Raw genomic sequence first — 23,385 nt, forward strand, 5'->3', positions numbered from 1 at the left:
AAATCGTGTCCATCATGCGATTGGCCACAGGAAGGCGACCCTTACGGACGTAGGGTTGATCCAGGGAAGGCCTGCGGGAAGGCCTGTCCCGGACAGCCGCCTCGAAGGAGGTCCAGTTCAGTGACCAGCCAGGTCAGTAGCCCAGCGGAGCAGGCCGACGAAGCCGTCGTGGGAGAGCAGCGCAAAGTGGCAGGGACCAAGGACGTCCGCCGCCTCGACCGGGTGATCATCCGCTTCGCGGGGGACTCGGGTGACGGTATGCAGCTCACCGGCGACCGCTTCACCTCCGAGACGGCCACCTTCGGCAACGATCTGTCCACTCTCCCCAACTTCCCCGCCGAGATCCGGGCCCCTGCCGGAACCCTGCCGGGTGTCTCCAGCTTCCAGCTCCACTTCGCCGATCACGACATCCTGACCCCGGGTGACGCTCCCAACGTCCTCGTCGCGATGAATCCGGCGGCCCTGCGGGCCAATATCGCCGATCTGCCACGCGGCGCGGAGATCATCGTCAACACGGATGAGTTCACCAAACGGGCGATGCAGAAAGTCGGATACTCCGAGAGCCCCTTGGAAGACGGGTCGCTCGACGGGTACAGCCTCCACCCTGTACCCCTGACGACCCTCACGGTGGAGGCACTGAAGGACTTCGACCTGTCCCGCAAAGAGGCCGAGCGCAGCAAGAACATGTTCGCGCTCGGCCTCTTGTCGTGGATGTACCACCGGCCGACCGAGGGCACGGAGAAGTTCCTGACCTCGAAGTTCGCCAAGAAGCCGGACATCGCGGCGGCCAATATCGCGGCCTTCCGCGCGGGCTGGAACTTCGGTGAGACGACCGAGGACTTCGCGGTCTCCTACGAGGTCGCCCCGGCCGCCACCGCCTTCCCGACCGGCACCTACCGCAATATCTCCGGGAACCTGGCCCTGTCCTACGGACTGGTCGCCGCGTCCCGGCAGGCGGACCTACCGCTGTATCTGGGCTCGTACCCGATCACTCCGGCCTCCGACATCCTGCACGAGCTGAGCAAGCACAAGAACTTCGGTGTCCGCACCTTCCAGGCGGAGGACGAGATCGCCGGCATCGGCGCGGCACTCGGCGCGGCCTTCGGCGGTTCGCTGGCGGTGACGACCACCAGTGGTCCCGGTGTGGCGCTGAAGTCCGAGACGATCGGGCTCGCGGTCTCCCTGGAACTGCCCCTGCTCGTCATCGACATCCAGCGCGGCGGCCCGTCCACGGGTCTGCCGACCAAGACCGAGCAGGCGGACCTGCTCCAGGCGATGTTCGGCCGCAACGGCGAGGCGCCGGTCCCGATCGTCGCCCCGTGCACCCCGGCCGACTGCTTCGCCGCGGCGCTGGAGGCGACACGTATCGCGCTCACCTACCGCACCCCGGTGATGCTGCTCTCCGACGGCTACCTCGCCAATGGCAGCGAGCCCTGGCGCATCCCGGAGCAGGACGAACTCCCGGACCTGACCGTGCAGTTCGCGCAGGGTCCGAACCACACCCTGGAGGACGGCACCGAGGTCTTCTGGCCGTACAAGCGCGACCCGCAGACCCTGGCCCGCCCCTGGGCCGTCCCCGGCACGCCCGGTCTCGAACACCGCATCGGCGGCATCGAGAAGCAGGACGGCACGGGCAACATCTCCTACGACCCCGCCAACCACGACTTCATGGTCCGCACCCGGCAGGCCAAGATCGACGGCATCGACGTACCGGACGTCGAGGTCGACGACCCGCACGAGGCGCGCACCCTGGTGCTGGGCTGGGGCTCGACGTACGGCCCGATCACCGCGGCCGTGCGCCGGCTGCGGGCGGCCGGCGAGTCCATCGCGCAGGCCCATCTGCGCCATCTCAACCCGTTCCCCCGGAATCTCGGCACCGTGCTGCGGCGGTACGACAAGGTCGTGATCCCGGAGATGAACCTGGGGCAGCTGGCCACGCTGATCCGGGCGAAGTACCTGGTGGACGCCCACTCCTACAACCAGGTCAACGGCATGCCGTTCAAGGCCGAACAGCTCGCCACGGCTCTCAAGGAGGCCATCGATGGCTGAGACGTCCACGGAAGGCACGGGCACGATCGAGGCGCTTTCCCTCGTCCCGAAGGCCGAGGGACGCCAGGCGATGAAGGACTTCAAGTCCGACCAGGAGGTGCGCTGGTGCCCCGGCTGCGGTGACTACGCGATCCTCGCCGCCGTGCAGGGCTTCATGCCCGAACTCGGCCTGGCCAAGGAGAACATCGTCTTCGTCTCGGGCATCGGCTGCTCGTCCCGCTTCCCGTACTACATGAACACGTACGGCATGCACTCCATCCACGGCCGCGCCCCCGCCATCGCGACCGGACTGGCCACCTCGCGGCGGGACTTGAGCGTATGGGTGGTCACCGGTGACGGTGACGCGCTGTCGATCGGCGGCAACCACCTGATCCACGCGCTGCGCAGAAACGTCAACCTCAAGATCCTGCTGTTCAACAACCGGATCTACGGGCTGACCAAGGGCCAGTACTCCCCCACCTCCGAGGTCGGGAAGATCACCAAGTCGACGCCGATGGGGTCGCTGGACGCGCCCTTCAACCCGGTGTCGCTGGCGATCGGCGCGGAGGCGTCGTTCGTGGCGCGGACGGTGGACTCCGACCGCAAGCACCTCACGGAGGTCCTGCGCCAGGCCGCGGCCCATCCGGGTACGGCGCTGATCGAGATCTACCAGAACTGCAACATCTTCAACGACGGCGCCTTCGAGGTGCTCAAGGACCGCCAGCAGGCGGAGGAGGCGGTGATCCGCCTCGAACACGGGCAGCCGATCCGCTTCGGCACGGACGGTTCCAAGGGGGTCGTACGGGACCGGCTGACCGGTGATCTGAAGGTGGTGACGGTGACCGCGGACAACGAGGCCGAGATCCTGGTCCACGACGCCCACGCGGCGTCCCCGACCACCGCCTTCGCCCTCTCCCGCCTCGCCGACCCGGACACCCTGCACCACACGCCCATCGGCGTCCTGCGGTCCGTGGACCGGCCGGTGTACGACACGCAGATGGCCGACCAGCTCGACACGGCGATCGAGCAGAACGGCAAGGGTGATCTGGCGGCGCTGCTCGCGGGCGGCGACACCTGGACGGTCGTGGGCTGAGTCGTGGGCTGACGCGTCCCGGGGGCCTGGATGTCGTACGGCATCCAGGCCTCACGGCTGTCAGGCGTCGGGGATGTCCCGCTTGGCCCTGATCAGCGTCTCGCGGCTGACGACGACGATGCGTTCGTAGTCGGCGCGGCCTGCGTCGGCGGGGAGATGGGGCTCGAGTTCGTCGGTGGCTTCGGTGCCGATGACGGCGAAGTTGCCGTCGGAGAGTTCGAAGAGGTCGGGGCAGGTCTCGCTGGAATGGCTGCCTCGTTGGCGCGGAGTGTCGCCCAGTCTTCGACTGATGAGGCGGACTGGGGGTTCGTCCAACTTCACGGTGTACTCCTTCGGGGGGTTTGCCGCGCGACACGACCACGACGTGAGCGGACCTGCTTGACGCGACTCTTGATCTATGACCGCTCAAACGACTCCGCATACCCACTCGTTCGCGTGATCAGATCCGCGGCGACCCCACCACCCACCACTCGTCCGGGTCGTCCGCCCGCTCCTCCAGGATCGCGTCGACGGTCCGCCCGACTCTGGCCTCCAGGGAGTCCTCGGGGAGTTCGCTGCGGTGTTCGGCCGTGCGTTCCCAGTACTCCGCGAAGACTCCGCCGCGGCACAACACCCGCAGATGGCCCCGGAGTTCCTCCCAGTCGACCGAGCCGACCCGGTACGAGAGCAGCATGGCCGCGTACCAGCGGTTCACGAACAGGATCTGGCGGCGCCGCTCCTCGGACACGCCGGTCAGCGAGCTGGCGGCGTCGGCGAGCGACGGGTCGTCCATGGCCCGGCCCTGCTGTTCGGCGATCAGGCGGTGGTGCTGGATGAGGTTGGCGCGGCGGATCTCCTCGGTCATGAGGGTCAGCTGCCCCAGGAGCGCCGTCAGCAGTTCCTCCTGGCGCCGGCGGCGGGCACCCCGGCCGAAGAGCGCGCGTAACGGTGTGGCCATGGCAACGAGTCCCCCCTGGTCGCGGACCCTCATGGTGCCCGGCGGCCCGGGTCCGCGCTCGGGGCGGAAAGGGGGCGCACGGAAGGACGCCCGCTCAGAGCTCAGGCGCGGTTCTTCGCCTCGCCCTACGCCTGCCCGCGGTTCTTCGCCTCGCCCTACGCCTGCCCGCGGTTCTTCGTCTCGTCGTACGCCTGCCGCGCCTTCTCCACCTCGCCCATCCGCCGTTCCGTCCACAGCGCCAGACCCCGTACCTGTTCCGCCGCCTCCCGGCCCAGGTCGGTGAGGGAGTAGTCCACCCTCGGGGGGATCACGGGCCGTGCGTCGCGGTGGACGAGGCCGTCGCGTTCGAGGGTCTGGAGAGTCTGGGTGAGCATCTTCTCGCTGACGCCCCGGCCGCCGAGGACGTTGATCGCGCGGCGGAGTTCGCTGAAGCGGTAGGGGCGGTTCAGCAGCTCGATCAGGACCAGGACGCCCCAGCGGCTGGTGACGTGCTCCAGGACGAGGCGGTGGGGGCACATCGCCTCCACGGCCTGCCCGGACGGAGAGAGGTTACTTACTGCCATGCCAGTACCTTACTTCAAAGTGGGTACTTTCCATCAGTTAGCGCATCTCCTACGGTTAGTGCATCCGCACCCCACAAGGAGATCGCACATCATGAGCATCGTCGTCACCGGAGCCAACGGTCACCTGGGCCGCCACGTCATCGAGCAGCTGCTGGAGAAGGTCCCGGCCGACCAGGTCACCGCGGTCGTGCGCAGCGCGGAAAAGGGTGCCGAGCTCGCGGCGAAGGGCGTGCAGATCGCCGTGGCCGACTACAACACCCCCGAGACGTTCGACAGCGTCTTCGCCGAGGGCGACAAGGTGCTCCTCATCTCCGGCAGCGAGGTCGGCAACGACCGCCCGGGCCAGCACACGGTCGTCATCAACGCGGCCAAGGCCGCCGGCGTCGCCCTGCTCGCCTACACCAGCGCCCCGGGCAGCCTCGGCGCCGCGCTCGCCGACGACCACCGCGCCACCGAGAAGGTGCTCCTCGCCTCCGGCCTGCCCTACACGCTGCTGCGCAACGGCTGGTACCACGAGAACTACACCGAGAACCTCGGCCCCACCCTGGAGCACAACGCCGTCGTCGCCGCCGCCGGCGAGGGCCGGGTCTCCTCCGCCTCGCGCGCCGACTACGCCGCCGCCGCGGCGGCCGTCCTCACCGGCGAGGGGCACGAGAACCAGACGTACGAGCTCGGCGGCGACACCGCGTGGAGCTTCGCCGAGTACGCGGCCGAGCTCAGTCGGCAGACCGGCAAGGAGATCGCCTACAACGACGTGCCCGGTGAGGCCCTGGTCGGCATCCTGACCGGCGCCGGACTGCCCGAGCAGTTCGCCGTGATCCTCGCGGGCGTGGACGCCTCCATAGCCAAGGGTGAGCTGGTCGTCGACTCCGGCGACCTGTCCCGCCTCGCCGGTCGGCCGACCACCCCGCTGGCCGACGCGATCGCCATCGCCCTCAAGGGCTGACGGCACCCGCGCCGCCTCCCACCCCGCCTGTCATGACCGTATAGCGATACGGACATGACAGGCGGGGGCGCTCGGCGTTACCTTCATCCGGGCGACGCATTCGAGAGGGAGGCCCCGTGACCGGGAAGCCGAGCGGTGAGCAACGCATAGGACTGCTGAACGGCTTCGCCGCATACGGGATGTGGGGGCTGTTCCCCCTGTACTTCCCGCTGCTGAAGCCGGCCGGCCCCTTCGAGGTGCTGGCCCACCGGATGGTGTGGTCCCTGCTCGTCGTCGCCCTGGCCCTGCTCGTCCTGCGCCGCTGGAGGTGGGCCGGGGAGCTGCTGCGCCAGCCGCGCCGCCTCGCGCTGATCGCGGTCGCGGCGGCCGTCATCGCCGTGAACTGGGGCGTCTACATCTGGGCCGTGAACAACGACCGGGTCGTGGAGGCCTCGCTCGGTTACTTCATCAACCCGCTGGTCACCATCGCGATGGGCGTGCTGCTGCTCAAGGAGCGGCTGCGGCCCGTGCAGTGGACGGCGGTCGGGGTCGGCGCCGCCGCGGTCGTCGTCCTCACCATCGGGTACGGGCGTCCGCCGTGGATCTCGCTGATCCTCGCCTTCTCCTTCGCCACCTACGGCCTGGTGAAGAAGAAGGTCAACCTCGGCGGCCTGGAGTCGCTGGCCGCCGAGACCGCGCTGCAGTTCCTGCCCGCGACCGGGTACCTGCTGTGGCTGGCCTCCCAGGGTGACGCCACCATCCTCACCGAGGGCCCCGGGCACGCCGCGATGCTCGCCGGGACCGGCCTGGTCACCGCGCTCCCCCTCATCTGCTTCGGCGCCGCCGCGATCCGCGTGCCGCTGTCCACCCTGGGCCTGTTGCAGTACCTGGCGCCGGTCTTCCAGTTCCTCCTCGGTGTCCTCTACTTCGGCGAGGCCATGCCGCCCGAGCGCTGGGCGGGCTTCGCCCTGGTCTGGCTGGCCCTGTCGCTGCTGACCTGGGACGCGCTGCGGTCGGCCCGCAGGGCGCGGACGCGGCCGGCCAGGTCCGCCGCCACGGTGGCGGCCGGCGCCCCAGTCCCCGTACGGGACACGGACACCGTCGCCGCCGGGGCGGACCCGGTGGACGCGGCCGTAGAACTCGTCCGCGGCACGGACCGCGTTTAGGACAGCCTCCGACCCAGTGCGCCGCTATAAGTGACCGCATGACGCACACCACCCCAGCCCCCGTGCACTGGAAGCTCGTGATCGACTGCGCGAACCCGCAGTCCCAGGCCGACTTCTGGGCCGCCGCGCTGCACTACGAGGTTGAGGACAACGACGCCCTCATCCAGCGGCTCCTGGAACTCGGCGCGCTGCCGCGCGAGGCCACCGTGGAGTTCCACGCCCGTCTCGCCTTCCGCGACCTGGTCGCCGTACGGCATCCCGAGGACCCGTACGACAAGGACAGCGGCACCGGGCTCGGGCGGCGGGTGCTGTTCCAGCGGGTGCCGGAGGAGAAGACCGGGAAGAACCGGCTCCATCTCGATCTGCACCCCGGGGACGGACTGCGGGCGGCCGAGGTCGAGCGGCTGACCGGGCTCGGCGCGCGCGTGCTGCGGGAGGTGCGGGAACCCTCGGGCGCGTGGGTGGTGATGGCCGACCCGGAGGGGAACGAGTTCTGCGTGCAATGACGAGGCCGACCGCGTGGACACCGCCGACCGGTATACGAACACCGCTGTCCTGATACCGCTCTTGACGGAGAGTTAGTCACAGCTTCACCATCCAGGCACCCCATTCGCTGTGGAATCCCTGTGATTCCCGAGGAATTCGGAGCCCCCCACATGAAGCTCTCGGTTCCCGGACGCGCGACGGCCACCGCCGTCACCGCGGCCGCGACACTCCTGATCGGCGGATCCATAGCCGGGGCGGCCCCCGCCCCGCACCCCGCGGTGGCCGCCGCCCCGGACATCCCCCTCGCCAACGTCAAGGCGCATCTGACCCAGCTCCAGTCCATCGCCACCGCCAACGGCGGCAACCGCGCGCACGGCCGCGCCGGCTACAAGGCCTCCCTCGACTATGTGAAGGCCAAGCTCGACGCCGCCGGATTCACCACCACCATCCAGCAGTTCACCTCCTCGGGCCGCACCGGCTACAACCTGATCGCGGACTGGCCGGGCGGCGACACCAACCGGGTCGTCATGTCCGGCTCGCACCTCGACAGCGTCACCGCCGGACCCGGCATCAACGACAACGGCTCCGGCTCGGCGGCCGTCCTGGAGACCGCGCTGGCCGTCTCCCGGGCCGGCTACCAGCCCGCCAAGCATCTGAGATTCGCCTGGTGGGGCGCGGAGGAACTGGGCCTGGTCGGCTCCCGCTACTACGTCAACAACCTGTCCTCGACGAACAGAGCGAAGATCAGCGGCTATCTGAACTTCGACATGATCGGCTCCCCCAACCCCGGCTACTTCGTCTACGACGACGATCCCGCGATCGAGAAGACCTTCAAGGACTACTACGCCGGTCTCGGCGTCGCCACGGAGATCGAGACCGAGGGCGACGGCCGTTCCGACCACGCGCCGTTCAAGAACGCCGGCGTCCCCGTCGGCGGCCTGTTCAGCGGCGCCGACTACATCAAGACGGCGGCACAGGCGGCCAAGTGGGGCGGTACGTCGGGACAGGCCTTCGACCGCTGCTACCACTCGTCCTGCGACACCACGTCCAACATCAACGACACCGCGCTGAACCGGAACAGCGACGCGATCGCGTACGCCGTCTGGGCGCTGTCGTCGTAGTCCCCGGGCCCAGGGCCTGTCCGGCGGATCAAGTCGCAGGAAAGCCGCGGCGCCTCATCGACGCCGGTGAGCGGGGTCTGGTGCGTTGGACTGCAAGGCGGAGGAGGGCGGCGACGCGGAGCGTCGGCAACCGACGACAACGCCGCAGGCCGACGCACCAGACCCCGCGTCTGCGGCATGATCCGCCGGACAGGCCCTAACGGCTGAGCTTGCGGGCGCGTTCGGCGAGCCGGTTCATCCGGGCGTGGGCGGACTCCAGCTGCTCGATGTCCTCGGCCGCCGGACCGTCCTCGTGTGTCAGCTCGGTCCACAGTCCGATCAGGTCCACGCCCATGCGCAGCCCCAGCTCCGGGTCGCGTACGGCACGCCAGGCGGTCGCCGCGCTCTGGACGTTGCCGTACGCGGCCTCCGCGTCCCGGGCGCGGCTGCGGGTCCTCGCCAGGTCCAGCGAGAGCCCGAAGGCGCGCGCCGGGTCACCGGCCAAGTAGGCGATGTACGCGGTGAGTTCGAGCAGCCGCAGCACTTCCGGGTGCTCCGCGCCGAGCGCCGCCGAGGCCTGCGCCACGGTGTGCTCGGACAGCCGGGCCGCCTCCTCCACCCGCCCTTCCTTGACCGCGTCGTTGATCCGGGCCATCGGCTCGGCGAGCATCGCGGTGCCGCCCCCGTCGTACGCGGTCGCGGGATCGTCCCCGAGCACCGCCTCGGCCACGGCGTCGAAGCCGCGCGGCGGGGTGGGCTTGGGGTCGGGGTCGTCGAGGGGGGTGGAGGCGGCGAGGTCGAGGACGGGCTTGGGCGCGGGAGCCGGGGTGGGCCGGGAAGCCGGCTCGGCGTCCGTCGTGGGTGCGTCCATCACCGGCGGGGGGCCGAACTGTCCCGTCGGGGGCGCGACCGTGCCGGGCGCCGCGTTCTCCACCCACTCCGGTACGGCCCGCAGCCGGAACGTCGGCATGGCGTCGCGCGGTTCCCGCTGATCCCGCTGTTCCTGCGGCCCGGCCTCGGTCCCGGTGTCGCCCTCGGTCTCGGTCTCGGAGGGAGCGCGGAGGATGTGGGTCGGCTTGTCGCGCGGGGGCTGGGCGTCGGCGGTCGCGGGGAGGGGAACGGGGGCGGGCCCTGCCGGGGACAGGTCCTCCTGGCCCGCCGCGGTCGGCCAGGCCGTCTCCCCCACGCCGGTCGCCGGAGCCGTGCGGCGGGGCTCCGCCGTGAACCGGCTGGAACCGTCCCTCTCGATCAGCAGGGCGACGACATAGCCGATGCGCTCGTCGCGGACCGTGACGTGCACGGGGTGTCCGGTGGCGAGGGCGATGCGGTGGAGGTGGTTCAGGACCGTCTGCTGGATCTCCTCGCCGGGCATCGCGCCGACCGGCACGCCACCGACGGTGGCACCGCCCGGCCCGACCAGCACATCGAGCGGTGCCGCCGCGAGCACGGCACCCTGCTGTTCCCGCTTCTCACGGCCAAGTCGCGACATCGTTCCCTCACTCGGTGCGTCGGGGAGTGGGCGGACGGCGTGTTCGAGTCCCATGGTGCTCCCTCTGGCCGTCGGCCTTCCGCTCCCCCGGCATCAAGAGCCGGTCGTACCCGTACTGTTGAGTAGTCTCTCCGCTCGCTCCCGGTTCTCACGTCACCGTGGCGTCACAGACTCGTCCCAGGCGAGACGGGAGACGTCTCGGGAAGGAGACCGCAGGTGCAGCAGGGGCCGGAGATCTGGATCCGCGGGCCGGTGGCCGTACCGCAGGGCCCGCCCCCGGAGCCCGTTCACGCCACCGCCACGGCACGGCGCTTCTCCTGGGTCGGCACCCACGGCGGCGCCGGCACCTCCACTCTCTCATTCGTCTACGGCGGCCATGACTGCGGCCGTGACTGGCCCGGCCCCGCCGATCCCCCGTCGGTGCTGCTCGTGGCCCGTACCCATGCGGCCGGGCTGGCGGCGGTGCTGCGCGCGCTGGAGCTCTTCCGGCGCGGCGAGGCTCCGCCGGGGCTGGACCTCGACGCGGTGGTCCTGGTCGCGGACGCGCCGGGGCGGCTGCCGAAACCGCTCGCGCAGCACGTCAAGGTCATCGAGTCGGTGATCGACGTGTACCGGGTGCCGTGGGTCCCGGACTGGCGCCTCGGCGATCTCTCGGGGCACCCGCCGCGCGAGACGGCATCCCTGGCCCGGCTCACGGGAGCGGCGGGGCGGCCGCACTGAGGGGGCTCCCGTGGGCCTTTCCCTGATTGCTTGCGCGTGCATATAATGCAGGCGCTTGTACTTGTCGTACGTCACCAACGACGCCTGGAGTCCCCATGACCCGCCGCTTCCTGTTCCTCCTGGCCAGCAGCCGCAGCGACGGCAACACCGAGCTGCTGGCCCGCCGGGCCGCCGAGCAGCTGCCCGCGGACGTCGAGCAGCGGTGGATCGACCTCGCGGCGCATCCGCTGCCCGACTTCGAGGACCTGCGGCACGACAGCGACCATGTGCGCCCGACGGACGGGACCACGGGGCTGCTCTTCGACGCCACGATCGCCGCGACGGACATCGTGATCGCGTCGCCGCTCTACTGGTACTCGGTCTCCGGCCACGCCAAGCGGTACCTCGACTACTGGTCGGGCTGGCTGCGCACCCCCGGCATCGACTTCAAGGCCACGATGGCGGGCCGCACCCTGTGGGGCGTCACCGCGCTCGCCCATGAGGAGTTCGAGGTCGCCGACCCGCTGATCGGCACGCTCCACCACTCGGCGGCGTACCTGAGGATGCGGTTCGGCGGGGTGCTGCTCGGCAACGGCAGCAAGCCGGGTGACGTACTGGGCGACACGCAGGCGCTGGCGCGCGCGAAGACGTTCTTCGCGCAGGAGGCGCCGCTCGCCCGCTTCCCGTACGAAGAGGTCTGAGCTACGCGGTGATGTCCTTCGTCGTGAATCTCGCCCACGCCGCCGAGCCGAACACCGCCGCGTACAGGGCCTGGAGGCCCAGGTTCTTCTGGAGGTCGTCCCAGTAGACGGGCTCGCGCATGAGGTCGGCGAAGGACAGCCAGTAGTGCGAGAAGAAGTACGGCTGAAGCGCGTGCAGTTGGGGGATCTGGTCGAGGATCTGGACCGTGATGAGCAGGCCGACGGTCGTCGCCATCGCCGCGATGCCGCTGCCGGTGAGGGTCGAGACGAAGAGGCCGAGGGCCGCCACGCCGGTCAGTGACGCGGCGACGACCAGGGCGATGAGGAAGGCCCGGCCCAGTCCCTCGGTGAAGGTGATCCGCGTTCCGGAGATGGTCGTCAGATCGCCGAGGGGGAAGAGGAGAGCGCCCACGGCCAGCGCGGAGATCGCCACGACGAGGGTCGCCACCACGCAGAACGTCATCACCGTCGCGAACTTGGTGAGCAGCAGGCGGGTGCGGCCGGCCGGGGCGACGAGGAGGTAGCGCAGGGTGCCGGCGTTGGACTCGCCTGCGATCGCGTCGCCCGCGATCACGCCGATGGCCATGGGGAGGAAGAAGGGGAGGGTCGCCGCCAACGCCGTGAACACCAGGAAGAGGCCGTTGTTGGTGACCTGGGAGATGAAGGCGGGGCCCTCTCCTCCGCCGCCGCGGCCCTGGCCCACGCCGCCGCCGTCGCTGGTCTCGATCTTGATGGCGATGCCTACGAGGAGGGGGACGGCGGCGAGGACGGTGAGCAGGGCGAGGGTGCGCCAGCGGCGGAAGGTGGTGCGGAGTTCATTGCCGAAGAGGGTGCCGCGTGGGGTTGTTCGGCGACTTGCGGTGCGTTGTGGCTGGTCGCGCAGTTCCCCGCGCCCCTGGTGGGTCAACTCAGCCTGCGACATCGAAGCCCTCCCCGGTCAGGGCCACGAAAGCCTCTTCCAGTGACGCCCGTTCGATCGTGAAGCCTCGGACCCTGACACCCGCCGTCACCAACGCCGCGTTCAGATCCGCCCATTCTCCCTCCGGTGGATCCGCCGTCACCCGGTCCTCCGTCACCACGACGTCACTGACCCCCTGTTCCTTCAGGACCCTCGCCGCCTCCCCCGTGTCCGGAGTCGTCACGACCAAGCGGCCTCTCGCCGCCAGGTCCGTCACCGGGCCCTGGGTGATCAATCTGCCCTGGGCCATGACCGCCGCATGCGTGCAGACCTGTTCGATCTCGTCGAGGAGGTGGGAGGAGAGGAAGACCGTGGTGCCGTCGGAGGCCAACTCGCGGACCAGGGAACGGATCTCGCGCATGCCCTGGGGGTCGAGGCCGTTGGTCGGCTCGTCCAGTACCAGCAGCTTGCGGGGCTGGAGGAGGGCTGCCGCGAGACCCAGTCGCTGCTTCATGCCCAGCGAGTACGCCTTCGCCTTCTTGCCGGCCGCCGCCGCGAGGCCGACCCGGTCCAGGGCCGTCGCGACACGGGTGCGCCGGGTGCGGGGGTCGGCGGTCGGGTCGGCGGCGTCGTAGCGGACGAGGTTGTCGCGGCCGGAGAGGAATCCGTAGAGCGCCGGGCCCTCGATGAGGGCGCCCACGTGCGGGAGTACCGCGCGGGTGGCGCGCGGCATGGGGCGGCCCAGGACGCGGGCCGTGCCCGACGTGGGCTCGATCAGGCCCATCAGCATGCGGATGGTGGTGGTCTTGCCGGAGCCGTTGGGGCCGAGGAAACCGAAGACGCTGCCCGCCGGGACGGTCAGGTCGAGACCGTCGACGGCGAGCTGCCCGCCGCGGTAGCGCTTGGTGAGCGCGCGGGTGTGAATGACGCTGTCGTCATCCACGTCCCCCGCGCCCTCCGGATGCGATTCCGTGGCGGGCACTGGCCCCATCGGCTCCCTCGATTCATCCAGCCCAGCCCTTAGGGCACTTACTTCGCCGCGTCCGCCGCCTTCACCAGCGCGTCCTTGGTCACAGCGCCGACGTAGACCTTGCCGTCGTCCGTGACCAGGGCGTTGATCAGCCGCGTCTTGAAGACCGTGCCCTCGCCGAACGTGCCGCTCACCTTGTCGCCGAGCGAGTCGAGGAAGCCACCGAACGCGCCGCCGGCCTCGGAGCCGGACGGGACGCCCTGGCCGCCGGTGTCGAAGGCGGCGATGGAGTCCCAGCCGTCCCCGATCACGTTCAGCCCGTCGAGGCCGGCGCCGAAGCCCTCGGCGCCGGACGGCTTCGAGTGCTCCCGCGGGGCGGCCGTGCTGTCCTCCTCCGTGACCTTCGCGCCCTTGGGCGGGGTGAAGTCGAAGGTGGACGCGGCCGGCTCGGCGAAGCTGACCTGGGTGAAGCCGGCGTCGACGACGGCCGCGCCGCCGCTCGACGGGGTCAGCGTGAACTTCAGCGGCAGCCCGGTCCTCGCGTCCACGGCGACGGTGATCTGGCCGATCGTCGACCCGTCGTCCTTGGGCTTGATGACGAGCCGGTACGCGTCCCGGCCGGCCACCTGCGCCGTGCCGTCGACCGTCACGGACGTGGTGTCGTCGACCGCCTTGAGGGCCTCGTCGGCGAAGTCCTTGGGCGTGGCCGGGGCTTCCTCCTCGTGCTGGGCGCTCTCGTCGGTGGTGGCGTGGAAGACCTCGTTGGACTTGCTGTCGTAGCCCCAGACGTTCTTGCCGTTGTGGATGAGGCTGTACTCGGCGGCGTCCTCCAGGACCGAGACCTTCTGCTTGTCCGGGCCGTCGGAGGCGACGCGCAGGGTGTGCGTGCCGGTCGCGAGTTCGGTCAGCTTGGTGGAGGGGTCGGCGGACGACCCGTCCCCGCCGGAGCTCGCGCCGCCGCCCGTGAAGGCGTCGCCGAGCCCGCCGAAGTCGGGCAGCCCCAGATCCGTGCTGATCTTCACCGTGCCGGACAGCTGCTGGACGTCCGACGCGGCGATCTTCTCGATGAGTTGCTGTGCGCTGATCTTCGGCAGGTCCGGGTCGCCGGAGTCGGCGAGCGCGGGGACGAGCCCGATGGTCGCCGCGGCCACCCCCACGACCGCGACCGGGACGACGTACCGCGCGGCCTTGCGACGCCCTGCGCGCAGGTCCTCGGCCTCGTCCGCGAGCGTGATGTCGTCGGATTCGTACGGTGCCATGTGTGCCCTACCTCCGTCGTCGGCGGCGGCGTCCTCTGAAGCGCTTCCCCTGCCTGGAGAGGTGCCCCCCACGTCCAACCCGTAGCCGCCATTCTCACCCGAATCGGTGAGGATTGGTGTTTTCCCGTGGTTCCCATCTGACCAAATCGGCGGCGGCGGGGCGTCAGCCCGCGGGCTCAACTCCACGTACACCTGGGGTATGACACACGGAGGCGGCGCCTCCCCCGACCCGTAGGGGTCGCACGGAAGACGCCGCTCCGGACGTGCTGGTCAGCCGCGCAGGAACACGTAGTCCGCGTGGTACGGCACCGCGACGATCTCCCCCGGCGCGCAGGAGCCGGACGGGGCTGCTCCGCCGACGGTGTTGAGCCGCAGGATCTCGGTCGTACGGGCCAGCAGGCCGTGCCGCTTGCCGGACTGAGTGGCCTTCAGGTCCAGCTCCGGGATGTTGCCGTCGCCGTTCGGGGTCCGGGACAGGACGGCGCCGGTGACCGCGCTGCCGTCGGGCGCGACCCACTGCGGGGTACCGGAGTTGGGGGCCACGAACGAGTGTGCGATCCGGCCGCCGAGGACGGCGCTGACGTCCCGCTGGGCGAAGGCGTACCCGCCGCCCGTGGCCGCCTTGCACTCGTAGATCTGCTCGCCCTTCACCACGGACGCCTGGACGTTCTTCAGCGCGTCACGGAAGTCGAACCCGGCGACGGTGACGCGGTGCAGCTGTCCCCGCACGGCTCCCCCGGGGAACTGCTTGGTGTGCAGGTTGGCGTAGAACGACCCGGGATCGGACTTCAGCGCGTCGAGCAGCGCCGCGTCCTTCACCGTCACCGTGCCGGTGGCGCTGTGCCCCCTGCCCTTCCCGAGGACCTTGCCGAAGTCGACCTTTACGTCGCCGTCGGCCCCCTTGGCACCCTGGTGGAGATGCAGGGCGGTGGGCCGGTCGAGCCCCCGCCACTTCACGGCGACGGAGACCCGGTCCCCGTCCACCTTGACGAACTCCAACGCGGCCCCGTCCGAGTCCCCCACGCCGACCTCATTGGCCCCCCGCAGACTGGCGGCGAGGACGGTCGGGGTCTCGGCGGTGTTCCCGACGGCCGAGGCCGACGTGGGGACAGCCACGGCGGCGACGGCGACAGCGCTGACGATCAGCCTCTTACGCATGAACGTGTCTCCCCGTTTCCCGGAGCCGGCACCCCCTGCGCCGACTTCCGTGGAGACATACGGGACAGATCCCAGCCCGGACTCAGCCCAAAATATGTGAGCGGCATCACATTGATGCCGCTCAGGGGCGCGGGGAACTGCGCGACCAGCCACAACGAACCCGCGCCCGGCACCGAAACAGCAGGCCCCGAGACTTACCCCGCCCGATGCACCACGGCGTCACACAGCTCGGTCAGCGCGGCCTTGGCGTCACACTCCGGCAACGGAGCAAGCGCAGCCCGCGCCTCCTCCGCATAGCGAACCGTGTCCCGCCGAGCCTGCTCCAGCGCGGGATGCGTCCGCAACGCCTCCAACGCCTCCGCCAGCCGCGCGTCATCGCTCAGGTCGGAGTCCAGCAGCTCGCACAGAGCCACGTCCTCCGCCAGCCCCAACCGCGCCGCCCGCTCCCGCAGGCGCAGCACCGGCAGCGTGGGAATGCCCTCGCGGAGATCCGTGCCCGGCGTCTTCCCCGACTCGTGGGAGTCGGAGGCGATGTCCAGCACGTCGTCCGCGAGCTGGAAGGCGACGCCGAGCCGCTCCCCGTACTGCGTCAGCACGTCGACCACCGTCTCGTCGGCACCCGACATCATCGAGCCGAACCGGCACGCCACCGCGATCAGCGATCCCGTCTTGCCACCCAGCACGTCCAGGTAGTGCTCGACCGGGTCCCGGCCGTCCACCGGCCCGGCGGTCTCCAGGATCTGTCCGGTCACCAGCCGCTCGAACGCCTCGGCCTGGATACGGACCGCCTCGGGGCCGAGGTCGGCGAGGATCTGTGAGGCGCGGGCGAACAGGAAGTCACCCGTGAGGACGGCGACGGAGTTGCCCCAGCGGGTGTTCGCGGCGTCGACGCCGCGCCGCACCGTCGCCTCGTCCATCACGTCGTCGTGGTACAGCGTCGCCAGGTGGGTCAGCTCGACGACCACCGCCGACGGCACCACACCGGGTGCGTAGGGGTCGCCGAACTGGGCGGTGAGCATCACGAGCAACGGCCGGAAGCGCTTGCCGCCCGCGCGGACGAGATGCTGTGCGGCCTCCGTGATGAAGGGGACCTCGCTCTTGGTGGCTTCGAGCAAACCCTCCTCGACAGCAGCCAATCCGGCCTGGACATCGGCTTCGAGAGCCTGGTCCCGCACGCTCAGCCCGAACGGCCCGACGACGGTCACGAGGGGTCTCCTGTCTGCTGGTGTCTACTGGCGCTTACGCGGTTTGTCGATAGGTCGCTGCCTTCACTCAAGTCAGCGTATCCGGTCACCTTTCGATCACCGTCGCCCCCCACCCGTGCAGCGCGGGCGGTATCGGATCACGGCCGGTATGTTTCTGATCACCTGAAAAGAACGGATATCTATCGACTTAAGCGGAAGTAGTGGAGTGTGTCTGGAACCAGTGTCGACGTAGCGCCCGGAAGTCAGCCACCCCCCGGAGGACGACACCGCCTTCTTCGGCCAGCCGAAAGGCCTGCTCACCCTCTCCGGTCCGGAGGTCCGGGAGCGCTTCTCGTTCCTGGGCATGCAGGCCATCCTCGTCCTGTACTTCGCCGACTCGGTGGCGAACGAGGGCATGGGCATGTCGGCCGCGACCATGACCTGGGTGGGCCTCGGGCTGATCAGCGCCGGCACCGGGCTGCTCAAGCCCAACGTGGCCACCATGGTCGGCAAGCTCTACCGGACCGACGACGAGCGGCGGGACGCCGGGTTCGCGCTCTCCTACATGGCGATCAACATCGGCGCCTTCGCCGGCCCCCTGATCACCGGCCGGCTGGGCGACCACAAGGGCTGGCACTGGGGTTTCTCGGCCGCCGCGATCGGCATGACCTTCGGGCTCGTCCAGTACGTCGCCGGGCGCCGTCACCTGGCCGGGCGCAGACACGCCGCCGGGTTCGCGCTCGCGCGGGGCGCGATGAGGCGGGCGGTGCGGCTGATCGTTTCCTCTCCCTCGCCCTCGCCCTCGCGGTGATGGCCGCCGCCCCGTGGCTGCGCCGCACCATGCACCCCGTCCACTGAGGTCACAGCGATGAGCCTGCACATCCGTACGTCCTTCCCCTACGAGACGGCCCACGAGGACCTCCGCATCCCGCTCCCGGACGGGACGCGGCTGTACGCGCGCGTGTGGCGACCGCTCACCGAAGAACCGGTACCCGCTCTGCTCGAATACCTGCCGTACCGGCTCACCGACTGGACCGCGCCCCGCGACTTCCAGCGGCACCCCTGGTACGCGGGCCACGGGTACGCCTCCGTGCGCGTCGACGTCCGCGGGCACGGCAACAGCGAAGGGCTGCCGACGGACGAGTACTCGGCGACCGAGCTGGCCGACGGGGTCGAGGTGGTCAACTGGCTGGCGACGCAGCCCTGGTGCGACGGCCGGGTGGGCATGTTCGGCATCTCCTGGGGCGGCTTCAACTCCCTCCAGATCGCGGCCCTCGCGCCCGAGCCGCTCAAGGCGGTCGTCACGGTCTGCTCCACGGACGACCGCTATGACAACGACGTGCACTACAGGGGAGGTTCCGTCCTCGCCGTCGACATGCACGCCTGGGCCGCCACCATGCTGGCCTTCGTCTCCCGGCCCCCCGACCCGCGGTACGCGGGCCCGGGCTGGCGGGACCTGTGGCTCGAACGCCTGGAGCACGTCGACCCGTTCATCCACACCTGGCTGGACCACCAGACCCGCGACGACTACTGGCGCCACGGCAGCGTCTGCGAGGACTACGGCGCGATCGACGCGGCGGTCCTGGCGGTGGGCGGCTGGCACGACCCGTACCGCGACACGGTGCTGAGGCTGGTCGAGCATCTGCCTCCGGACCGGGTACGAGGGATCGTCGGCCCCTGGCCCCACCAGTACCCGGACCGCGGGCTGCCGCCGGGTCCGGCGATCGGCTTCCTCCAGGAGACCCTGCGCTGGTGGGACCAGCACCTGAAGGGCGTCGACACCGGCGTCATGCGCGAGCCCCTGCTGCGGGCCTACGTCAGCGACTCCCATCGCCCCGCCACGGCCTACGACGCCCTCCCGGGCCGCTGGGTCGGCGAGCCGGCCTGGCCCTCCCCGCACGTCACGACCATCTCGTACGGCCTCCAGGGCGCCCCCGTCCTCGTCCGCTCCCCGCAGCACACGGGCGTGGACGCCGGGCGCTTCTTCCCGTTCGGGAACGACGCCGACCTGCCGCCGGACCAGCGGGAGGAGGACGCCCGTTCGGCCTGTTTCGAGTTCGCGGTGGGCGAGGAGACCTGGGTGCTGGGGCGGCCCCGGGTGCGGTTGCGGGTGACGTGCGAGGTGCCGCGCGGACAGGTGATCGCACGGCTGTGCGATGTGGCGCCGGACGGTGCGTCGACGCTGGCCACCCGGGGCGTGCTGAATCTGTCGGCGCGGCACGGGCGGGACCGGGCGGTGCCGTGGGAGCCGGGGGCGACCGGGGAGGTCGCCTTCGAGCTGAACGGCATCGGGCATGTCTTCCCGCCGGGTCATCGCATCCGGCTCGCGGTCTCCTCCGCGTACTGGCCGTGGATCTGGCCGCAACCCGAGTCAGAGGCCGGCCTCACGCTGGACCCGGCGGGCAGCTTCCTCGAACTGCCGGTCAGGACCCGTGACTTGGCTGCCGACATCGGCTTCGCAGAGCCCGAACAGTCCGCGCCCCTCGGGGTCAACTTCCCGGCCACCCTCGACGAACCCCGCCCCGAGCGGCTGGTCGTCCGGGATGTCGCCAAGGGCGAGTGGCGCCTTGAGGTCGATCCGCGGTACGGCGGCACCCGGGTCTATCCCGACGGCCTGGAGTTCACCGAGGACGCACTGGAGACGTACACGATCGACGAGACGGACCCCCTGTCGGCCCGCGCCCGCTCGGAGTGGTCGATCCGGCTGCACCGGCCGGAGCTGGGCTGGGACACGACCGTCCGGACCCGCTCGGAGATCATCTGTGAGGCGGCTGTGTTCCTGACCTCCGACGAGGTGATCTGCACCGAGGGCGGCGAGGTGGTCTTCCATCGGACCTGGGAGAAGCGGATTCCACGGACCGCCGGTTAAACGCCAGTTGGGGATGATTGCCCGATTTGCCGTTCTCGCGCTCGACGGTGACTTGCCTCACGCTCCCACGCCCCTAATCCCCGTGATTCCGGGCCTCACAATCCACGCACCAAGGTCAACAGGTGCGATCTGTGAATCCGGTACTTGTTTCGGACATGTGCAGTCGCATACGTTCCCGGCCCGGGTGGACGCCGAATCCTGCCGCCGCCCGTAGACCGCTCACACAGAGAACTTCACGGCAGGAGCGGGGGAACCAGGTAAGTCGCCGTACCGGACGTCTTCGGACATTCCGGTACGGCTTGGGGTGAAGTAATGCCTTCTCGGCATGACCGGGCAGCTCCCGCCCGAACCCGACAGCTCACCTCGCAGGCGCCGGAGAGGAACTTCGTCATGCGTCTGTCCCGCAAGCTCGCTGTCACCGGTGCCGCCGTCGCCGCACTCGCCTTCCCCGTCGTCGGCGCGACCACCGCGTCCGCGGCCACCACGACCACGGTCACCGCCACCTCGCTCGGCTACTCCGACACCCTCGACGGCTGGATCCGCGCCTCGCTCCAGGTCATGGCCCAGAACGGGATCCCCGGCACCTACGACGGCATCTACCGCAACGTCATCCGTGAGTCCTCGGGCAACCCGTACGCCATCAACAACTGGGACTCCAACGCGATCGCGGGCACGCCCTCCAAGGGCCTGCTCCAGGTGATCGACCCGACCTTCAACGCGTACCACGTGGCCGGCACCTCGTGGAACTCCTACGACCCGGTCGCGAACATCACCGCGGCCTGCAACTACGCGGCCGCGGTGTACGGCTCGATCGACAACGTGTACGGCGCCTACTAGAGATCTAGCGATACAGCCGATCGAGGACGACGGCGACGCCGTCGTCCTCGTTCGAAAGGGTGATCTCGTCCGCGACCGCCTTGAGTTCGGGGTGGGCGTTGGCCATCGCGACACCATGGGCCGCCCAGTCGAACATGGGGATGTCGTTGGGCATGTCACCGAAGGCGACGGTGTCCCGCGGGCCGAGGCCGAGGTACTCGGCGGCCAGCGCGAGGCCCGTCGCCTTCGTGATGCCGCATGGCTGGAGTTCGACGGTGCCGGGGCCGGACATCGTCACCGTCGCGAGGGAACCGACGACTCCGCGCGCGGTCGCCGCCAACTCGTCGTCCGACAGGGTGGGATGGCGCAGCAGCACCTTGCTGATCGGCTCGCACCACAGGTCGTCACGGCGGCCCACCCGCACGGCGGGCAGGGTCGGGTGCGGCATCAGATAGCCCGGCTCGATGAGCGTGAGCCCGTCGACCCCGTCCTGGTCGACGGCGGCGTACACCTGCCCCACCTCCGCCTCGATCTTGCCGAGCGCGGTCTCGGCCAGCTCCCGGTCCAAGGTGACCGACCACAGCAGACGGTCCGCGCCGGCGTCGTACACCTGCGCGCCCTGCCCGCACACCGCGAGCCCGGTGCTGCCGAGGTCGTCGAGGAGCGGCCGCACTCTGGGGGCCGGTCGGCCGGTCACCACCAGATGCCGGGCCCCGGCCGCCGCCACCCGCGCGAGCGCGGCGAGCGAGCGGTCGGAGAGCGTGTCGTCGCCCCGGAGGAGGGTTCCGTCCAGGTCAGTGGCGACGAGTGAATATGCGGTGGGTGCGGCCATGATCAGAGAATACGGATGGAATCCCCCGCCGACTCGACGCGAACCGGACGGCCGCACCTTTCACATCCGTTGACGTCGGCTCCGGTTGGCGCCCCAGTGGAATCCCGCACCACGACAGGGGAGTTGGCGTCCTCGAAGAGCCGGCCCGCGTCCCGTCGAGGCCGTGGGACGTGATCACGGATTCGTGAGTGTCTGTGAGCGTGCACAGAGAATGAAGCATTTCACCCTCTTGTCATTGAAGAGTCTGTCGGGTTACCTACTGTTGCTCGCGGGTGTCGCCCTCTTTGAAGTCTGTGCACGCTCACAGACGCTGGGCGTTTTCTCATGCTCTGTGAAAGGACCCTGACATGCGTAGACGCAGTGTGCTCACCGCTGCGGGAGCCGCCGCGCTGGCCGTCCCCGTGCTGGGAGCGGTGCCCGCCGCGGCCTCAACGGGCGGGCGCCGCCTGGAGATACGAGCCGTCGACCTCTCCTCGCTGCCCAAGAACGAGGACCACGGCGCCGTGTACCGCACCGCCGACGGGCACCGCGAGGACCCGGTCCGGCTGCTCGCCCGCGCGGGGATCAGCCATGCCCGGCTGAAGGTGTGGGTCGACCCGGTCGACGGCTACAACAACAAGGCGCACATCCTTCCCCTCGCCCGCCGGCTGCGCCGGGCCGGCATCGGCATCTGGGTCGACTTCCACTACTCGGACACATGGGCCGACCCGGGGCACCAGACAAAGCCGGCCGCGTGGGCGGACCTGGACGTGACGGGCCTGTCCCGTGCGGTGTACGACCACACGGCCGAGGTACTGGGCGCGCTGCGGCGCCAGGGCACGCCGGCCGCGTTCGTCCAGGTCGGCAATGAGATCAACGGCGGCGTGCTGTGGCCCGAGGGCAAGAACTGGGGCAGTGACGGCGGGGGTTGGGGCAATCTCGCCCTGCTTCTGAAGGCCGGGCTGAGCGCCGCGCGGGACACCCAGCCCCGTATCCGCACGATGCTGCACCTCGCCGCGGGCGGTGACAACGGCACGTCCCGCTGGTGGTTCGACAACGCGGTCGCCCAGGGCCTCGACTTCGACATCATCGCCCAGTCGTATTACCCCTTCTGGCACGGCGGCCTTGACGCGGCCGCCGCCAACTTCGCGGACATCACCGCCCGTTACGGCAAGCCCGTCGTCATCGCCGAGACCGCGTACCCGTTCACGCTGAGCAGCGAGGACGACGTCAACGACATCCTCAACAGCCCCTCCCAGCTCACCCCGGGCTTCCCCGCCACCCCCGAGGGCCAGGCCGCGTGGCTGCGCGCGGTGGCCGACCTCATGGCCGCGGTCCCCGGCGGGCAGGGGCTCGGCCACTGCTACTGGGAAGGCGCCTGGACCTACCGCTCGGGCAGCGGCTGGAACCCGGAGGACCCGACGTCCGGCAACGCGTGGGAGAACCTTGCCCTGTTCGACTTCGAGGACCGGGCACTGCCGGGGCTGCGGACACTGGGCCGATACCGGTCGTAGTCGCCGTCAGAGCACGGACAGGGCACTGACAGGGCTGTCCGCGGTGGGCTCCGTTCGGTGGGGGTGAGATCCTCGCGGGGTGACGGATCGAACGGATCAGCCAGGGACCTTCCTGGAGCATCTGCGGGTGGCGGCGGTCGGTGTCCTCGAACGCTTCCCCGAGCGGCTCAAGCCCGAGATGTACGCCCTCTCCTTCCGCATCTGGCGCGTCGACGCCGACGACCGCCACCCGTACGTGGCCATCGGCTACAACACCGAGAGCCAGTACGAGCGGGAGAAATACCCGGGTGACGAGGGCGAGGTCCGCTGGAATTACGCCTACTGGCTCCTCGACGGCTTCGAGATGCTCGGCAACATCCCCGAGGACCCGGTGGGCAGCCGGGTGTACGTGGAGGAGGTCAGGCGGCTCGGTGTCTGGTACGACGGTGAGTTCGACCTCGGCCGGGTGCTGGACGACGACGACCTCCGTGCCCGGACCGACCTCCTCCGCCTGCACTTCTACGACGCCGTCATCGACCTCGCCCGCCACCTCCACGCCGACGGCGTGATCGAGAAGACCTTCGGGCGTCCGCTGCCTGTCGTCGTCTTCGACATGGACTGCCCCGGCTGGGAGGTGCACGCGACGGAGTACGCCAATCCGCCTGAGCTGGTCGAGGAGTTCATGGCGTGGCAGCGGGCGGCCGGGGAGATCTGATCCTCGGCCCGGCCGACCCTGCCCG

22 protein-coding genes, 1 pseudogene and 1 riboswitch are annotated in these 23,385 nt (G+C 70.2%); of the genes and pseudogenes, 13 read left to right on the top strand and 10 right to left on the bottom strand.

The features are described from left to right. Positions 1-120: 120 nt before the first annotated feature. Positions 121-2,049: a 2-oxoacid:acceptor oxidoreductase subunit alpha gene (locus ACIHIX_RS04500; protein WP_399949535.1), complete on the top strand. Its 1,929-nt coding sequence runs from the start codon at positions 121-123 to the stop codon at positions 2,047-2,049. Then, entirely contained in the window at positions 2,042-3,121 is a 1,080-nt protein-coding gene (locus ACIHIX_RS04505; protein ID WP_329335904.1) for a 2-oxoacid:ferredoxin oxidoreductase subunit beta, read from the top strand. The genes ACIHIX_RS04500 and ACIHIX_RS04505 overlap by 8 nt, the downstream gene beginning before the upstream one ends. Positions 3,122-3,181: 60 nt before the next feature. Here the strand turns inward: ACIHIX_RS04505 and ACIHIX_RS04510 are convergent, their stop codons facing one another. From ACIHIX_RS04510 to ACIHIX_RS04520, 3 genes are all read right to left on the bottom strand, one after another. Then, entirely contained in the window at positions 3,182-3,442 is a 261-nt protein-coding gene (locus tag ACIHIX_RS04510) for a hypothetical protein (RefSeq protein ID WP_399949537.1), read from the bottom strand. A 118-nt stretch (positions 3,443-3,560) separates the two neighbouring features. Then, a complete protein-coding gene (locus ACIHIX_RS04515) occupies positions 3,561-4,058 on the bottom strand; it encodes a DUF6082 family protein (protein WP_399949539.1) in 498 nt (165 codons plus the stop codon). A 155-nt stretch (positions 4,059-4,213) separates the two neighbouring features. Then, complete coding sequence (locus ACIHIX_RS04520; protein WP_399949541.1) at positions 4,214-4,621, bottom strand: winged helix-turn-helix transcriptional regulator; 408 nt, start codon at positions 4,619-4,621, stop codon at positions 4,214-4,216. Positions 4,622-4,712: 91 nt separating this feature from the next. On the opposite strand from ACIHIX_RS04520, the gene ACIHIX_RS04525 reads away from it, so the two are divergent. From ACIHIX_RS04525 to ACIHIX_RS04540, 4 genes are all read left to right on the top strand, one after another. Further along, on the top strand, positions 4,713-5,567 hold the full coding sequence (locus ACIHIX_RS04525; protein ID WP_399949543.1) for an SDR family oxidoreductase: 855 nt from the start codon (positions 4,713-4,715) through the stop codon (positions 5,565-5,567). A gap of 116 nt (positions 5,568-5,683) precedes the next feature. Further along, on the top strand, positions 5,684-6,712 hold the full coding sequence (rarD, locus tag ACIHIX_RS04530) for an EamA family transporter RarD (RefSeq protein ID WP_399949545.1): 1,029 nt from the start codon (positions 5,684-5,686) through the stop codon (positions 6,710-6,712). Positions 6,713-6,750: 38 nt separating this feature from the next. Further along, positions 6,751-7,218 (top strand): VOC family protein, encoded by a 468-nt coding sequence (locus ACIHIX_RS04535; protein ID WP_399949547.1) that lies wholly within the window; start codon positions 6,751-6,753, stop codon positions 7,216-7,218. A gap of 150 nt (positions 7,219-7,368) precedes the next feature. Beyond that, the gene (locus ACIHIX_RS04540) at positions 7,369-8,319 is read left to right on the top strand and encodes a M28 family metallopeptidase (RefSeq protein ID WP_399949549.1); all 951 of its coding nucleotides are present in this window, start codon (positions 7,369-7,371) and stop codon (positions 8,317-8,319) included. Positions 8,320-8,515: 196 nt separating this feature from the next. Here ACIHIX_RS04540 and ACIHIX_RS04545 read toward each other — a convergent pair whose 3' ends face one another. After that, entirely contained in the window at positions 8,516-9,787 is a 1,272-nt protein-coding gene (locus ACIHIX_RS04545; RefSeq protein WP_399949551.1) for a tetratricopeptide repeat protein, read from the bottom strand. Between the two features lie 216 nt (positions 9,788-10,003). On the opposite strand from ACIHIX_RS04545, the gene ACIHIX_RS04550 reads away from it, so the two are divergent. Continuing rightward, positions 10,004-10,507: a DUF6668 family protein gene (locus ACIHIX_RS04550; protein ID WP_399949553.1), complete on the top strand. Its 504-nt coding sequence runs from the start codon at positions 10,004-10,006 to the stop codon at positions 10,505-10,507. A 95-nt stretch (positions 10,508-10,602) separates the two neighbouring features. Next, positions 10,603-11,187, top strand: a complete 585-nt coding sequence (locus ACIHIX_RS04555) for a flavodoxin family protein (protein WP_399949555.1) — start codon at positions 10,603-10,605, stop codon at positions 11,185-11,187. A 1-nt stretch (position 11,188) separates the two neighbouring features. Here ACIHIX_RS04555 and ACIHIX_RS04560 read toward each other — a convergent pair whose 3' ends face one another. From ACIHIX_RS04560 to ACIHIX_RS04580, 5 genes are all read right to left on the bottom strand, one after another. Then, positions 11,189-12,109, bottom strand: a complete 921-nt coding sequence (locus ACIHIX_RS04560) for an ABC transporter permease (RefSeq protein ID WP_399949557.1) — start codon at positions 12,107-12,109, stop codon at positions 11,189-11,191. Then, entirely contained in the window at positions 12,096-13,076 is a 981-nt protein-coding gene (locus tag ACIHIX_RS04565; protein ID WP_399949558.1) for an ATP-binding cassette domain-containing protein, read from the bottom strand. The genes ACIHIX_RS04560 and ACIHIX_RS04565 overlap by 14 nt, the downstream gene beginning before the upstream one ends. A 38-nt stretch (positions 13,077-13,114) precedes the next feature. Next, a complete protein-coding gene (locus tag ACIHIX_RS04570; protein ID WP_399949559.1) occupies positions 13,115-14,314 on the bottom strand; it encodes an outer membrane lipoprotein carrier protein LolA in 1,200 nt (399 codons plus the stop codon). A gap of 270 nt (positions 14,315-14,584) precedes the next feature. Further along, positions 14,585-15,472 carry a CHRD domain-containing protein gene (locus tag ACIHIX_RS04575; RefSeq protein WP_399949560.1) on the bottom strand — a complete coding sequence of 296 codons (888 nt, stop codon included), beginning with the start codon at positions 15,470-15,472 and terminating at the stop codon, positions 14,585-14,587. A 194-nt stretch (positions 15,473-15,666) separates the two neighbouring features. Then, a complete protein-coding gene (locus ACIHIX_RS04580; RefSeq protein WP_399949561.1) occupies positions 15,667-16,677 on the bottom strand; it encodes a polyprenyl synthetase family protein in 1,011 nt (336 codons plus the stop codon). A gap of 207 nt (positions 16,678-16,884) precedes the next feature. On the opposite strand from ACIHIX_RS04580, the pseudogene ACIHIX_RS04585 reads away from it, so the two are divergent. From ACIHIX_RS04585 to ACIHIX_RS04595, 3 genes and pseudogenes are all read left to right on the top strand, one after another. Beyond that, positions 16,885-17,437: pseudogene (locus ACIHIX_RS04585) on the top strand (MFS transporter); the annotation flags it as partial. Between the two features lie 87 nt (positions 17,438-17,524). Continuing rightward, positions 17,525-19,525 (top strand): CocE/NonD family hydrolase, encoded by a 2,001-nt coding sequence (locus ACIHIX_RS04590; protein WP_399949562.1) that lies wholly within the window; start codon positions 17,525-17,527, stop codon positions 19,523-19,525. A gap of 180 nt (positions 19,526-19,705) precedes the next feature. Further along, positions 19,706-19,910: riboswitch (cyclic di-AMP (ydaO/yuaA leader) on the top strand. 5 nt (positions 19,911-19,915) lie between these two features. After that, positions 19,916-20,362 (top strand): transglycosylase SLT domain-containing protein, encoded by a 447-nt coding sequence (locus tag ACIHIX_RS04595; RefSeq protein ID WP_399949563.1) that lies wholly within the window; start codon positions 19,916-19,918, stop codon positions 20,360-20,362. 4 nt (positions 20,363-20,366) lie between these two features. Here the strand turns inward: ACIHIX_RS04595 and ACIHIX_RS04600 are convergent, their stop codons facing one another. After that, a complete protein-coding gene (locus tag ACIHIX_RS04600; protein WP_399949564.1) occupies positions 20,367-21,173 on the bottom strand; it encodes an HAD family hydrolase in 807 nt (268 codons plus the stop codon). Between the two features lie 347 nt (positions 21,174-21,520). Between ACIHIX_RS04600 and ACIHIX_RS04605 the strand changes: the two genes are divergently transcribed. After that, positions 21,521-22,666 carry an arabinogalactan endo-beta-1,4-galactanase gene (locus ACIHIX_RS04605; protein WP_399949565.1) on the top strand — a complete coding sequence of 382 codons (1,146 nt, stop codon included), beginning with the start codon at positions 21,521-21,523 and terminating at the stop codon, positions 22,664-22,666. 79 nt (positions 22,667-22,745) lie between these two features. After that, the gene (locus ACIHIX_RS04610; protein ID WP_399949566.1) at positions 22,746-23,360 is read left to right on the top strand and encodes a hypothetical protein; all 615 of its coding nucleotides are present in this window, start codon (positions 22,746-22,748) and stop codon (positions 23,358-23,360) included. Positions 23,361-23,385: the final 25 nt, after the last annotated feature.

The organism is Streptomyces sp. NPDC051913 (genome assembly GCF_044593635.1).
Taxonomy (GTDB): Bacteria; Actinomycetota; Actinomycetes; order Streptomycetales; family Streptomycetaceae; genus Streptomyces.